13 protein-coding genes are annotated in these 12,997 nt (G+C 35.5%); 9 read left to right on the top strand and 4 right to left on the bottom strand.

All coding sequences use genetic code 11. The annotated features are described in order from the left end of the window. Positions 1 to 14 precede the first annotated feature (14 nt). Positions 15 to 917, top strand: coding sequence for a hypothetical protein (locus EG359_RS08560; protein WP_228434944.1), 903 nt, complete (start codon positions 15 to 17; stop codon positions 915 to 917). A 14-nt stretch (positions 918 to 931) separates the two neighbouring features. Continuing rightward, on the top strand, positions 932 to 1,417 hold the full coding sequence (locus tag EG359_RS08555) for a hypothetical protein (RefSeq protein WP_076352442.1): 486 nt from the start codon (positions 932 to 934) through the stop codon (positions 1,415 to 1,417). A 73-nt stretch (positions 1,418 to 1,490) separates the two neighbouring features. Here EG359_RS08555 and EG359_RS08550 read toward each other — a convergent pair whose 3' ends face one another. From EG359_RS08550 to EG359_RS08540, 3 genes are all read right to left on the bottom strand, one after another. Further along, the gene (locus EG359_RS08550) at positions 1,491 to 3,272 is read right to left on the bottom strand and encodes an endonuclease (protein ID WP_076352441.1); all 1,782 of its coding nucleotides are present in this window, start codon (positions 3,270 to 3,272) and stop codon (positions 1,491 to 1,493) included. A 258-nt stretch (positions 3,273 to 3,530) separates the two neighbouring features. Continuing rightward, positions 3,531 to 4,058 (bottom strand): DUF4136 domain-containing protein, encoded by a 528-nt coding sequence (locus tag EG359_RS08545; RefSeq protein WP_076352754.1) that lies wholly within the window; start codon positions 4,056 to 4,058, stop codon positions 3,531 to 3,533. Between the two features lies 1 nt (position 4,059). After that, positions 4,060 to 4,242, bottom strand: coding sequence for a DUF5522 domain-containing protein (locus EG359_RS08540; RefSeq protein WP_034745671.1), 183 nt, complete (start codon positions 4,240 to 4,242; stop codon positions 4,060 to 4,062). Between the two features lie 40 nt (positions 4,243 to 4,282). Here EG359_RS08540 and EG359_RS22730 point away from each other — a divergent pair, with 40 nt between their 5' ends. The 4 genes from EG359_RS22730 (at position 4,283) to hemL (ending at position 8,162) form a co-directional block, all read left to right on the top strand. After that, complete coding sequence (locus EG359_RS22730) at positions 4,283 to 4,609, top strand: hypothetical protein (protein ID WP_076352440.1); 327 nt, start codon at positions 4,283 to 4,285, stop codon at positions 4,607 to 4,609. A gap of 208 nt (positions 4,610 to 4,817) precedes the next feature. Then, the gene (locus EG359_RS08530; RefSeq protein WP_076352439.1) at positions 4,818 to 5,726 is read left to right on the top strand and encodes a 1-aminocyclopropane-1-carboxylate deaminase/D-cysteine desulfhydrase; all 909 of its coding nucleotides are present in this window, start codon (positions 4,818 to 4,820) and stop codon (positions 5,724 to 5,726) included. A 15-nt stretch (positions 5,727 to 5,741) separates the two neighbouring features. Continuing rightward, positions 5,742 to 6,800: a glucosaminidase domain-containing protein gene (locus EG359_RS08525; RefSeq protein WP_076352438.1), complete on the top strand. Its 1,059-nt coding sequence runs from the start codon at positions 5,742 to 5,744 to the stop codon at positions 6,798 to 6,800. Between the two features lie 72 nt (positions 6,801 to 6,872). Next, complete coding sequence (gene hemL, locus EG359_RS08520; RefSeq protein WP_076352437.1) at positions 6,873 to 8,162, top strand: glutamate-1-semialdehyde 2,1-aminomutase; 1,290 nt, start codon at positions 6,873 to 6,875, stop codon at positions 8,160 to 8,162. A 64-nt stretch (positions 8,163 to 8,226) separates the two neighbouring features. Here the strand turns inward: hemL and EG359_RS08515 are convergent, their stop codons facing one another. Beyond that, a complete protein-coding gene (locus tag EG359_RS08515) occupies positions 8,227 to 8,580 on the bottom strand; it encodes a hypothetical protein (RefSeq protein ID WP_076352436.1) in 354 nt (117 codons plus the stop codon). Between the two features lie 450 nt (positions 8,581 to 9,030). Here EG359_RS08515 and EG359_RS08510 point away from each other — a divergent pair, with 450 nt between their 5' ends. The 3 genes from EG359_RS08510 (at position 9,031) to EG359_RS08500 (ending at position 12,711) form a co-directional block, all read left to right on the top strand. Further along, complete coding sequence (locus tag EG359_RS08510; RefSeq protein ID WP_076352435.1) at positions 9,031 to 10,365, top strand: amidohydrolase; 1,335 nt, start codon at positions 9,031 to 9,033, stop codon at positions 10,363 to 10,365. Positions 10,366 to 10,546: 181 nt separating this feature from the next. Then, positions 10,547 to 11,392, top strand: a complete 846-nt coding sequence (locus EG359_RS08505) for an AraC family transcriptional regulator (RefSeq protein ID WP_076352753.1) — start codon at positions 10,547 to 10,549, stop codon at positions 11,390 to 11,392. A gap of 80 nt (positions 11,393 to 11,472) precedes the next feature. Then, the gene (locus EG359_RS08500; RefSeq protein ID WP_076352434.1) at positions 11,473 to 12,711 is read left to right on the top strand and encodes an amidohydrolase; all 1,239 of its coding nucleotides are present in this window, start codon (positions 11,473 to 11,475) and stop codon (positions 12,709 to 12,711) included. Positions 12,712 to 12,997 lie beyond the last annotated feature (286 nt).

Genomic DNA, 12,997 nt, shown 5'->3' with positions numbered 1-12,997 from the left:
AAAAAAATAAGACTATGCAAAATCCCAATATTACAGCCGATAATATTGTTACAGAAATATCAAAGCAGGTGAAAAATTATCCTATCGAACCCAATTATGGCTTCAGATATGAGAATAATCAATGTTATTTTGAAGTATTTATTAATGATTTTCCCGCTTTTAAACAATTTAAAAAACCAACGAGTTCTGCTTTTGAGATAAACCCTTTTATTTTTAAAAACGGTACTCAAAGAATAACCTATAAATTATATCCGGTCAATTCAGCTGCTTTATCTGAAGAGACTTCTTTAACGTTGAATCTGGAATCTTTTGATATGAAAAATGAAAGCCAGGGAGATGTTGTAGTACAAGAATTTAAAACTCCTTCAACAGAAGTGAAAATAGCTGACAATTATTCTAATCAAAAATTTGTAGGAGCAGGAAAGAACTATTACGAAGGAAGTTTTGATGTCAAAGTAGACGTTCCCTATCAATTACATTCAGCCTTTGAGAATGCACAGGATCTTCAAAAAATGGATAAAAAAGAGTTGGAAGCAAAACTACTGAAGAAATATAAAGAGATCTGGAGTATTTATCAGAACAAAGAACTCGATAATATTGCAAAGCTTGAGTATGATAGTTTCAAAGATTTGTTTGTGTCCGGATACAGTAACAAAAACGAAATTGAACATAATTGGAAAGAGCTTAATCAAGCATATACATCTTCTACTTTCAAGATGCAGCCTATAGAAAAATATAAGCTGCAGTTTTTTGCAGGAGGTAAATTGGCGGCATTAATGCTTGATACAACAGACAATCAATTAAGAGGAAACACTGCCTTGTGGGCAAAAGTTGATTATGATGGAGGGATGAGAGGAATGTTCATCAACCGATATTTTTATATACCACAAGGAGAAAAAGAATTTAAAGTTTACTAAGTGAAATCTTTGATATGGTAAAGAATATAGCATTAATAGGAGCCTGGTGTATATTGCTTCTGTCCTGTTCTCAAAATCAGAAAAAAGAGACAAAAGCAAACGATGAGCTTAGAAATGTAATAGCAAAGTATAAACCTACAGGAGATACCCTGAAGTATGTAAATTCCTTTCTTAAAAAATTGGATGATCAAAATACAGAGGCCGGTATTTTCATCAATAAATATGAATATCAGATAGAAGATTCATGCTTTAAAGCTCAAAAAAAGCTTTGGGATTCTTTGAGTTTCCATCAGAATGAAACAGCGCAAGAAACCTTTGATAGTCTTATTATTACTCCTCAAATAAAAAAGTACAGAGAACATTTCGCCATTAACTTTGATGAATATGCTATAGCCAGAGAATTTTTAGTATCACGCAACAGTACTGTGAAATACCTCAATAAAAAATACAAATTAGGACTTTGGGACCCAACCTTAGATCCGGTCAGAAAAGACCAATAAAAATAATTTGAATAATAAAAAAACAAAGGCCGGTCTTACAAGAGACCGGCCTTTTATAATAAATATACCTGAGTTATTTTACCAAAAACTGTATCGTAGAACCATCCAGCTTCAAAATGTATACACCCTGACCAAGATTTCTGGTCTTGATTGAATTTCCATTTCTAAAAGGGCTGTCAATAGTCTGAAGAACTTTTCCCTGTAACGTATAGATTTCAGCTTTTTTGATATTCTGAACATCACCGCTTACAAAAATTTCCTGATTGGTAACCGGGTTAGGAGAGATCTTATAACTTGGAGCAATACTTTTCGCCTGTCTTCCCGCAGCACCAGAATAACACGTCCATTTAAGATCATCAATAGCCACTCTGTTACTTGCAGAATTATTAACCAAGCTCACCGTTACGTTTCCTGTAATATTAATATCGTTAATAGTAGTTGTAGTAACCGTTGTACTGTAAGGAATAGTTCCTACACTTGTACCGTTTACTTTCACATCAAAAGCTCCATTGGTTCCCGAGAACTTCATTTGTGTAGTTACCGTTAAAGAACCAATACCTCCATTAGATGGACTGCTGGACGTTAAAGAACCGTTTCTAATCGTAATAGCTCTATTGTTGATCGTTTGGTCGGTTCTGGAATCTGTAGCTGTCCAGGAAACCCCATTATTGCTCCATGTTTTAGAGGTGTAAGTAGTGCTGGCTGCCGGAATTGTTTCAAAATTTTCATTTACACAATCCGTAGTTGGAATGGTAGTACCTCCTGAATTCGTTGTTCCGGAAACTGTAGAACTGTTAGAAGAAGAATTTCCTGCAGCATCCTTGGCTACCACATAGAAATTATATGTAGTGGAAGGATTCAATCCTGAAATTGTAGCAGAAGTAGAGCTTACCGTTGTTTTCACATTTCCATCCATATAAATAGTATAACCCGTTACCCCCACATTATCCGTAGAAGCATTCCATGCAAGAGAAATGCTGTTGGCCGTTTTTCCGGAAACATTTAAACCTGTAGCCGTTGTTGGAGCCTGAGTATCACCTGTTGGTTGTTGAGAACCCCAGATAAGATTAACATAGCTTGGATTATCGATAAAAGGGTTTCTGTTCCCCTGATAGCTGTAAGAAGCATTATTTCTTTTAATCTCCGCCTGTGAAACCGGATCCTGATTGTGCCATGCAAGAAGAACATTCAGCTCCCAGGTTTGAAGTCCCGGGAATGTAGAACTTCCCAGCATATTTCCTGAAGAAAAAGAAGAAAGTTTACTCTGGTAACGCGTTACAAAATAAAAGATCATACGCGCTACATCACCCTTAAATTCATCAATCGGTTCAAAAACCGTTCCCGCATATCCTGAAGAAATAGAACTTCCAAGCTTTGATCCGTTTTGAGACGTAAAAGTAGCACTTCCCACCTTTCCGAATGGATAGTTACTTCTCATTCCGTTTACCTTTCCATCTGTAGCCCTGATAAAGTGGATATCTGCTACCATTGGTGAAGCCTGATTAAACAAGCTTTGAGGAACAATATGTTCCCTGTTATAGCAGTTTCCCTCCGTAGAATAAGTTCCGCACTGGTTAGTACCAGGAGTATATTTGTATGGATCAGTTCCTACAGGCTTTTCTGAATAGATATCAAGAATAGAACCGTCATTTTCATAGTCCTTATCAATATCTGTAGTTTTATAAGCAGTCCACAGTCCACCGTAGCCTTTGTCCTGATGCCCACTACTAATGATGCTGCTTAATTCCGTTTTCAAGGCAGCGCCACTGAGTCCGTTGGCAGAGTTATAGTATCCCGAAGGTGCCTGTGCGTTGGCAAGCCCCGCAAATACAGAGAATAAGATAATTTTTTTCATATAATATAATTTTCAACAAGAATACTACATTTTTATGAATAAAAAATTACATTATTGTTAATTTTGAATGTACCTCATTCGGCTTTAAATAGAGGTGCGTTGCCAAAGAATTAAAACAGGATTTATGGATAGTACATGCACAATTTCAGGATATAAATTGTGATTAATAACCATCTGGAAAGACAATGTTTCCCAAAACTATTCCATAAAAAAGCCAGCACAAAAAGTGCTGGCAATATATAATAATAGACTTACATCTTATTTTCTCTGTGGTGGATAGTTTTTCATGATCTCAGCCAGAATTTCAGGAATTTGTCTTTGCTTAGATTTTGGAGAATCTACAGAAATTCCGCTTCCGATACCCTGCCAAACCAATTTATTCGTCTTTGAATCGATGAGGTCAATAATCAGCGCTCCTTCATTATAATTCGTTGTCCATGTTCTGTTCATTCCAACACCCCATCCAAATGGTCCGCCCCATCCCCACATTCCGTAAGGAGAAGAGCTATTAATATCCGTAACTTTCTTATGGTTAGCTTTTACATTGACAATCAGATCTGGATTTTCTCCGGACTGAAGCCCTTTGCTTTGAAGTTGTCTTGAAAGTTCATTCAAAACCCTGTCTTTATCAATATCATTCAATTTTAAATCATCAATTCTTATCTTATACGTTTTAAAAGAATTGAAATTAGCTGTTTCAGCATAATCCGAACGTACCTGAAAAGGACTACATGAAGTTAAACCCAATGTAGCGGATGCCAACAAAATAAAAATATATTTTTTCATTTTATTTATTTTTTTTATCATTTTTAATGAATGTATCAGTCTTTTTATCGTACCCGTAAGGACAGTGTCTGCAGCCGCTTTTACAGCAATGTCCCCTTTTTAAATGGAATTTTTCTGTAAAAACCTTGTATCCCTGTTCATTATAGTAGAAGTCTTCACCTTCTTTGATGTCATAATGGGCCATAAGTTAAAAGCAAGTCAAAAAACTTTTTATATTTGTTACTATGATAATTGTATGCCAAAAGCCACTAAAAAAGTTAAAAATTAATGGCATCGCTCTTTTTCCCTTTATCTTCATTAGGAAACCCGAAGATAAGGAAAATAATGTACTTATCAATCACGAAAAAATCCATCTTAGGCAACAGTTGGAAATGCTCATTATATTCTTCTATATTTTCTATGTCATCGAATATTATTATTGGGTTTTTAAACTAAAAGATGGTTACCAGGCCTATAAAAGAATATCATTCGAAAGAGAAGCCTACGCTAATGAGCACAATTTGAATTATCTTAAAAAGAGAAAATTCTGGAACTTTAGAAAATATCTTTAGAATGAGGATGAATCTTATTACTAAATATCAATAGCTGTCATCATATTCAATAGAGGTGGGTTTTAGCCGGCCTTAACCAATAAATAGATCAGAATTCATCAGGCTTTAGCAAAACTTAATATTTATAGGCATCAATAGCGTTTTTATTTAAAATTAAATCTTTTCCTATTTTTGCAATAATAACCCATGAATAGTACAAAAAACTAAAATGCTATTAAAATTCCAGACAGAGCCCCTTCCCATTCAGGAAATTCCAATTCATAAAAATGTAAGACTTTTCATAAAAAGAGAAGACCTGATTCATCCACAAATTTCAGGAAATAAATACTGGAAACTGTTTTACAATGTCAATCATTATCTGGAAAAAAATCCCGAAAAGCCCTATGTTATTACTTTTGGTGGTGCTTTTTCCAATCATATCGCTGCTGTTTCGGCGGTAGGGAATTTGGCAGGCATTCCTACCCTGGGTATCATAAGAGGAGAAGAATTACAGCATAAATGGCGGGATAATCCAACATTGCTTTTTGCTAAAAGAAACGGGATGAACCTGAAATTTGTCACCCGCGAAGAATATCGTCATAAAGAAAAGCTAACTGAATTTCTGCAACATGAGTTTCCCGAAGCACTGATTGTTCCTGAAGGAGGAACCAATGAAGAGGCTGTGGCAGGCGTAAAAATGATGCTCAATGAGCAAACAAAAGATTTTGACTATCTTTGCACCGCAGTTGGAACCGGAGGAACCATTGCAGGAATTTCAAAATTTTGTGAAGATAATCAGAAAGTTATAGGATGTAAGGTTGTTGACGATGCTTCACTGGAAAATAAAATTTTTGAATTAACTTTGAAACATAATTTTAATCTAATAGATTCAAGTTTTGGAGGTTATGGTAAAATAAGTGATGAAAATATTCGTTTTATCAATGATTTCAAAGAAAAATATGAAATTCCTTTAGAACCGATTTATACAGGAAAGATGATGCAGAAGATATTTGAACTGATTGATGAAGAGTATTTTCCTGAAAACAGCAGAATTTTGTGCTTTCATACAGGTGGATTGCAGGGAATTGAGGGAGCAAATCTGCTTTTAGAAAAACAGAATAGAAATTTAATTATATAAGTAAAATTGAAAAACATGAAAAGACTTTTCCTATCAATAAGCCTTTTAGTTTTATCAAAACTTTCTGCCCAGGGCTGGGCAACCGAAGATCAATACATCCAGAATTTTGCTAAATATGCAGTAGAGGAGATGGAAAAATATAAAATTCCGGCTTCTATTACTCTTGCTCAGGGACTCCTGGAAACCGGAGGCGGGCAAAGCAGATTAGCACAACAGGGTAAAAATCACTTCGGAATAAAATGTAAAGAAGACTGGACAGGTAAAACAATGAAACATACGGATGATGCTCCCAACGAATGTTTCCGTGTGTATGATGATCCAAGACAGTCTTATGAAGACCATTCCATATTTTTATCCACCAGAAAATATTACGCTAATCTTTTCAAGCTTGATATGAAGGATTACAGAGCGTGGGCTACCGGTTTGAAAAAAGCCGGATATGCAACTAATCCAAGATACGCTTCAATCCTTATCAGTAAAATTGAAAAGTATAAATTATACGAATACGACAACACGAACTCTAAAGAAGTGTTGTATGCTGTGCTTAAAATGTATCCGGATCTGAAAGACGACAGAACATTCATGGCTCAGCTGGAACCAGGAAAGGCAACAAAGAAAGCCAAGGAACCGGTTACCGTAGAAGTTCCGTACAAGCAGACTTCCTATGCACAACAGCAAAAAAGAGTAGAAAGAATCAAGACAAAAGCTGAGATTCTTAATTCTATTCTTATCAAAAGTCACCCTAATGACGGCTTGAAATATATCATCATTCCTGAAGATACCAATGTTCAATTCATTGCCAATAAATTTAAAGTAAGCGAAAGCAGACTAATGAAGTGGAATGAACTGGAGAATGAAGAATTGAAGAAAAACGATATTGTTTTCCTTGAATCTAAAAACTCTGCAGGTAATACAGCTACCTATAAGGCAGAATCAGGCGAGGATATGCATGATATCGCCCAAAAATTCGGAATCAAATTACATAAGCTATATGCCAAAAACAGAATGGATGAAGGACAACAACCATCTGCAGGGCAGCTGATTTATTTGATTGATAAAAAACCAAGAAACTAATTTTTGTTGATGGTTTATCATTGACAGTAAAATTTACGCGTCAATCAAGAACCGTCAGCAAGCAACAAATATATGAAGTACCAAAGAAGTTCGGCTTTATTTGATGAAGCCTATAAATACATTCCGGGAGGAGTAAATTCTCCGGTAAGAGCATTCAAATCTGTGGGCGGAGTTCCCGTTTTCATGAAATCAGCAAAGGGAGCTTACCTTACTGATGCAGATGATAATACGTATATTGATTACATCAATTCATGGGGTCCGGCTATTTTAGGGCATACACACCCTGAAGTATTGGAAGAACTGAAAATTCAGGCAGAAAAAGGATTCTCATTCGGTGCTCCTACAGAACTGGAGACAGAAATCGCTAAATTTATCATTGAAAATGTTCCAAATATAGACCAGATCAGAATGGTTTCTTCAGGAACAGAAGCTTGTATGAGTGCCATAAGACTGGCAAGAGGATATACCAAAAGAGATAAGATTGTAAAATTTGAGGGTTGCTATCACGGTCATTCAGATTCATTTCTGATTAAGGCGGGAAGTGGTGCAGCCACTTTTGGAAATCCAAATTCTCCGGGAGTAACAGCGGGTACGGCTAAAGATACATTACTGGCTCGTTACAATGATTTTGAGCAGGTTGAAGATTTATTCCGCCATAATCAGGGAGAAATTGCAGCGGTGATCATTGAACCTGTTGCAGGAAACATGGGATGTGTATTGCCGGAAAATAATTTCCTGCAAAACCTTAGAAAAATTTGTGATGAAAATGGAGCCTTATTGATCTTTGATGAGGTAATGACCGGTTTCAGATTGGCATTTGGAGGAGCGCAGGAGCTTTTCAATGTTAAGGCAGATTTGGTAACCTATGGAAAAGTAATCGGAGGTGGACTTCCAGTGGGAGCCTTTGCAGGAAGAAACGAAATTATGGACCATCTGGCACCGAAAGGAGGTGTATATCAGGCAGGCACATTAAGTGGAAATCCTTTGGCAATGAGAGCCGGGTTAAAAACTCTTCAACTGATTAAAAACGATTCTGAATTTTTCAACAGATTAAATAAAACAACAGAAACTTTAGATTTTGAAATCGGAAAGATTTTAAATGAAAAAGGAATTGCCCATAAAATTAACAGAAAAGGATCAATGATGTCTGTCTTCTTCCATATCAACAGAGTTTCCAACTTTGATGAAGCTCAGGAGGCCAATCATTCATTGTTTAATAACTTCTTCCACCAGATGCTTCAGAATGGAGTGTATCTTCCACCAAGTGGGTATGAAACCTACTTCATCAGTGATGCAATTAAGGATAAAGAAATTGACATGACACTGGAAGCCGTAAGAAAATTTGAATATTCTAATTTATAAATATAAAGAGACTGTCCTCCAAGGCAGTCTCTTTTTGTATTTGTGTACAAGTAATTATATTTTATTATACAACACCATAGCAGAATAAGCACATCCATCGTCCCTCTTTATTGGCAGCCTCGGCATCAAAGATATAGAGTCCTTTACTTTCAATATATTCTCTTTGGCTTAAATTATCTCCTCCGGAAGGATTGGTAATATATATAATGGCACCATCCTGTTCTATTCCATATAAAGTGTTTCCTTTTTCTGTAAGTTCTGCACGTGTTAATCTGGGAGGCAATAGCCCGTCAATGGTTAAGATTTCTTTTTTTGCAGTCACATCAAGGGTAGCCTTGGGATTTTGAGTATTAATCCCTGTTTGTGCAGATACAATTACTGATGCAGATATTGAAATAATACCTAATATTTTTTTCATAGAATTTTTTTTTCAAAAATAAGAAGAAAGTTATGGAAGGATACTTACTTGCGAGAATTCTTATATTAAATCTGTTTAAAATTTTTATTAAACCACAAAGTAGATACAAAAACTTTTTAAACACGTAAGTTATTTAAGTGATATACTTTGTGTATAAGAAGTACACTAAAGTTTTGTTTAAAATCAAAGATTTTCATCTTGTGTGAACTTAATTATGCGGTATTTCCTTATACTTTCTAAAGTGTACTCAAGTGTTTAAAAAATAAAAACTTTTGTGACTTTTATGGTTAAGTTTAAACAGACTTATTAATTATTTCCATCTGCTAATCCAAAAAATATTGCAGGGGTATTAGTATAAAATCAAGAAAGTATAAATCATACAGATTTTGTAATAAACCATACACTTTGTTCAGGACAGTTCTTTTTATTTTTGTAATAAATAGATTGGAAATGAAGACCTCAGACAGTAACATCTCTCGTAAGGATTTTATAAGAAATTCAGCATTAGCAATGGCGGGATTAACCTTAATACCTAATATTATGACGGCATCACCTTTTTTTGATGAGAAGAATATTTCAGCAAAGGGAAAACTGAGCCTTAAAAATGTTCGTTTAGAAACCGGTTTTGAATATGACGAGGGAGAAGTTTCTGCTACCAAGACTGATCTGTTTTACATAGAAGTTGAGAACGGAAAGATCACCAAGATTGCTCCCAATCAACCTAATGCAAAAGCTATAGATGCCAAGGGATTATTAATGCTTCCTGCATTTAAAGATATGCACATTCATTTGGATAAAACTTTTTATGGAGATCACTGGCAGGCTGTAAGAAAGAGAACAGGAGGGGTGAAAGGAATGATTGAACTTGAACAGAAAATGCTTCCTGAGATGCTTAAGAATTCAACATTTAAAGCTGAAAAAATGATTGAATTATTACAATCGAAAGGAACCTCATTCGCGAGAAGCCATGTAAATATTGAACCGACTTCAAAGCTTCAGTCTTTAAAAAATCTGCAAAAAGCTTTAGAGAATAAAAAGAAAGGTTTCGGTGCTGAATTGGTCGCTTTTCCACAGCATGGAGTGTTTTATACAGACTCAGCTCCTTACCTAAAAGAGGCTGCCAAGATGGATATTGATTTTATTGGTGGAGTAGACCCTTTCAATGTAGATGGAAATATTGAAAAAGTGATGGACTTTACGGTTCAATTGGCTTTGGATAATAAAAAGGGAATAGATATTCATTTGCATGAAACAGGAGATTCCGGATTGAAAACGGTTGAATACCTTATTAAAAAAGTGAATGAAAACCCATCTTTAAAGGGAAAAACTTACCTGAGCCACTGTTTTATATTAGCCAAATTAGAAAGTGCCAAACAGGAAGAGGTGGCTGAAAAACTTGCCGAAGCACAAATCGGGGTTGTTTCTACTATTCCTTTTGGAAGAATGATTATGCCTATTCCAACATTATACAAGCATAATGTAACGGTATTAACAGGAAATGACAGTATTGTGGATCACTGGAATACTTTCGGGACCGGAAGCGTGCTTCAGAAAGCCAATCTGATGGCGCAGTTGTATGGATATTCAACCGAGTTTTTATTATCAAGAAGTTTAAAGCTGGCAACAGGAAATGTACTTCCTTTGGATGATAAAGGGACTCAGCAATGGCCTAAAACAGGAGATAAGGCAGATTTTGTTTTGTTGAATGCAAGCTGCTCTGCAGAAGCGGTATCAAGAATTTCGGATGTAGAATCTTTGGTACATCAGGGGAATGTTGTTTTTTAAATTCTTAGTCTAGATAAGATTAAAAAATATTGTTAGCAGCATGTAATAATCTGTTATTTACAAATTTAGATATATAATTTAGTTAGTGTTTTTTGGCCACAAAGGGTACATTGTATCTTTTGTGGCTATTTTAATTTTTTCTCTCATAAATTTTATTAATTTTAAGAGAAATTCAGGTAGCGTGAGTTATCATACAGATCATTTTCCTATTTTAGGAATTCAGGAGTTTAGTGAGAACCAGCTTAAGGGCTGCAATTTGCTGTTTAATGAACTTTACGGCGCACGTTCCATTGATGATCCCCACAAGCATGATTTTTTTATCATTAACCTTTTCGAACATGGAGTTGGCTCACATACTATAGATTTTACGGAATATAAGGTAGGAGATCACCAGATTCATCTTGTTTTTCCTGATCAGGTACATCAATGGGTGATCGAAAAAGAAACAATAGGCTATCAGTTGATGATCAGCAGAGATTGGTTTGAAAGCTTTTTACCTTCATTGCGCTTTTCAGCTTCTTATTATCAGAACCATCCGGTTATTAATCTTTCCAAAGAGGTTTTTGTGACTTTTTTGTATGAATTTCAGGCTATTCAAAAAGAATTATCTGGAGAAAATATTTTTTGGGAACTGATTCAAAAGAGAAGTGAGTTGATAGGTTTATTGGTAAGCCAGTCAATGAAAGATACTTTTAAGGATTTTGAAGTCTATAATTCAAATCCGATCATTTCAAAATTTCTACTTCTTATTGATGAGCATTTCAGGACAGAAAGATCAGTTTCCTTTTACGCAGATAAACTTAATATTTCTGCCAACTATCTCAATATCGTCTGTAAAAAGAATCTCAATGCTTCTGCATCATCTCTTATTCAGGATCGTATTCTACTGGAAGCAAAGCGTCTTTTAAAAGTTTCAGAAATGTCTGTAAAAGATATTGTTTACGACCTTGGTTTTTATGACCATGCCAGTTTTTCTAAGTTTTTTAAGGCTCAGACCGGAATGACTCCGTCTCAATTCAAGGAATAATTTATACAAAACAAGACATAATTGATACACCGGTTTTCAACAAAAGCTGGTGTAATTTTGTATTGTTAAAATATTAAATAATGCAATTTCCCTATCAATTAACTGCAAAAGGAAAATATTCCCTGAAAAATGTCCGCCTGGAAACAGGTTTTGAATATGAAAATGAAGAGGTAATCGGAACGAAAACAGGTCTTTTCAGTATTGATATTGAAGATGGAAAGATTAAGACTGTAAAAGCAAATGATCCCGCTTCTGATGCAATAGACGCCAAGGGATATCTGATGCTCCCTGCTTTTAGGGATATGCACATCCATTTGGATAAAACATTGTATGGTCTTCCGTGGCAGGCCCTTTCTCCGAAAAGAAGAACAGTAAAGGATATGATTGCCTATGAACAGGAAATCATTCCGGAACTGCTAAAGACTTCAGTGGATAGGGCAGAGCAGTTGATTAATCTTCAACAGCACTATGGAACTCATTTTGCGAGAACACACTTTAATATTGATCCTACTTCAGGATTACAATCTCTTGAGCATTTGGAACAGGCTCTCGAAAATAAAAAAGATTCCTTTAAAGCAGAACTGGTTGCCTTTCCACAGCATGGGGCGTATTATACAGCCTCGGCTCCTTTAATGAAAGAAGCTGCCAAGCTAAAAAGTGTTGGCTTTATCGGAGGATTAGATCCATTGAGTATAGATGGAAGTATTGAAAAAGTAATGGACTTTACGGTACAGCTTGCTCTTGATCATAACAAGGGAATTGATATTCACCTGCATGAAGTAGGAGAGTCCGGAATGAAAACAATCAATTATCTGATTGATAAGGCGATTGAAAATCCGGCGCTGCAGGGAAAAACTTTTGTAAGCCATGCGTTTGCACTGGCACATCTTTCTCCAAAAGAAGCTGAGCAGATTGCAGAAAGACTGGCAGCAGGAAAGGTAGGAATAGCTTCTTCTGTGCCTTTTAAAGGAACAATAATGCCGATTCCAACGCTAAAGAAATATGGCGTAAATGTCCTGATTGGAAATGATAATGTTCAAGATTACTGGAGTACATTCGGGTCTGGAAATATGTTGCAGAAAGCCAATCTTATTGCAGAATTATATGGCTATGCTACAGAATATGCATTGTCAAGAGCTTTGCAATTTGCTACTCAAAGTATTCTTCCACTGGATGAAAAAGGAAGCCAGCAATGGCCGAAGACTGGTGATGAAGCTGCCATTGTGCTTACAGATGCTTCATGTTCGGCAGAAGCCGTTTCCAGAATCTCTAAAATAGAAGCCCTGATGCATGACGGGAATCTGTTTTGGAGAAGTTAAATGAAATGTATATATATTTTTTATACACTTGTTTTTTGTGAATGCCATCGGAATTTTCCGGTGGCTTTTTTTATCAATGATATTCCAATATTGTTGTGTTTAATAGGAATGAAATTTAGTTTATGCAGAGAAATAAATACATAGAATTATTACGATTTTAAAAGAAACCATATAAATTAAGTCAAATATGGGAATGTGGAGTTATTGTATTGCTCCGGAATTATGAGAATTTGAATTTTCAATGTTAACACGTTTTAACATTCAATATTCCTGTTGTTGGTCATTT

The sequence above is a fragment of the Chryseobacterium joostei genome, assembly GCF_003815775.1.
GTDB lineage: Bacteria > Bacteroidota > Bacteroidia > Flavobacteriales > Weeksellaceae > Chryseobacterium > Chryseobacterium joostei.
This window is presented reverse-complemented; position numbering and strand designations above follow the sequence as displayed.

Bases quoted from the DNA above. Each gene is read 5' to 3' on its own strand.
- EG359_RS08525 (WP_076352438.1), top strand. From the start codon at position 5,742: ATGAAAAGACTTTTCCTATCAATAAGCCTTTTAGTTTTATCAAAACTT.
- EG359_RS08540 (WP_034745671.1), bottom strand. From the start codon at position 4,242: ATGGCCCATTATGACATCAAAGAAGGTGAAGACTTCTACTATAATGAA.
- EG359_RS08550 (WP_076352441.1), bottom strand. From the start codon at position 3,272: ATGAAAAAAATTATCTTATTCTCTGTATTTGCGGGGCTTGCCAACGCA.
- EG359_RS08500 (WP_076352434.1), top strand. From the start codon at position 11,473: ATGCAATTTCCCTATCAATTAACTGCAAAAGGAAAATATTCCCTGAAA.
- EG359_RS08560 (WP_228434944.1), top strand. From the start codon at position 15: ATGCAAAATCCCAATATTACAGCCGATAATATTGTTACAGAAATATCA.
- EG359_RS08545 (WP_076352754.1), bottom strand. From the start codon at position 4,058: ATGAAAAAATATATTTTTATTTTGTTGGCATCCGCTACATTGGGTTTA.
- EG359_RS08515 (WP_076352436.1), bottom strand. From the start codon at position 8,580: ATGAAAAAAATATTAGGTATTATTTCAATATCTGCATCAGTAATTGTA.
- hemL (WP_076352437.1), top strand. From the start codon at position 6,873: ATGAAGTACCAAAGAAGTTCGGCTTTATTTGATGAAGCCTATAAATAC.
- EG359_RS08510 (WP_076352435.1), top strand. From the start codon at position 9,031: ATGAAGACCTCAGACAGTAACATCTCTCGTAAGGATTTTATAAGAAAT.
- EG359_RS22730 (WP_076352440.1), top strand. From the start codon at position 4,283: ATGATAATTGTATGCCAAAAGCCACTAAAAAAGTTAAAAATTAATGGC.
- EG359_RS08555 (WP_076352442.1), top strand. From the start codon at position 932: ATGGTAAAGAATATAGCATTAATAGGAGCCTGGTGTATATTGCTTCTG.
- EG359_RS08530 (WP_076352439.1), top strand. From the start codon at position 4,818: ATGCTATTAAAATTCCAGACAGAGCCCCTTCCCATTCAGGAAATTCCA.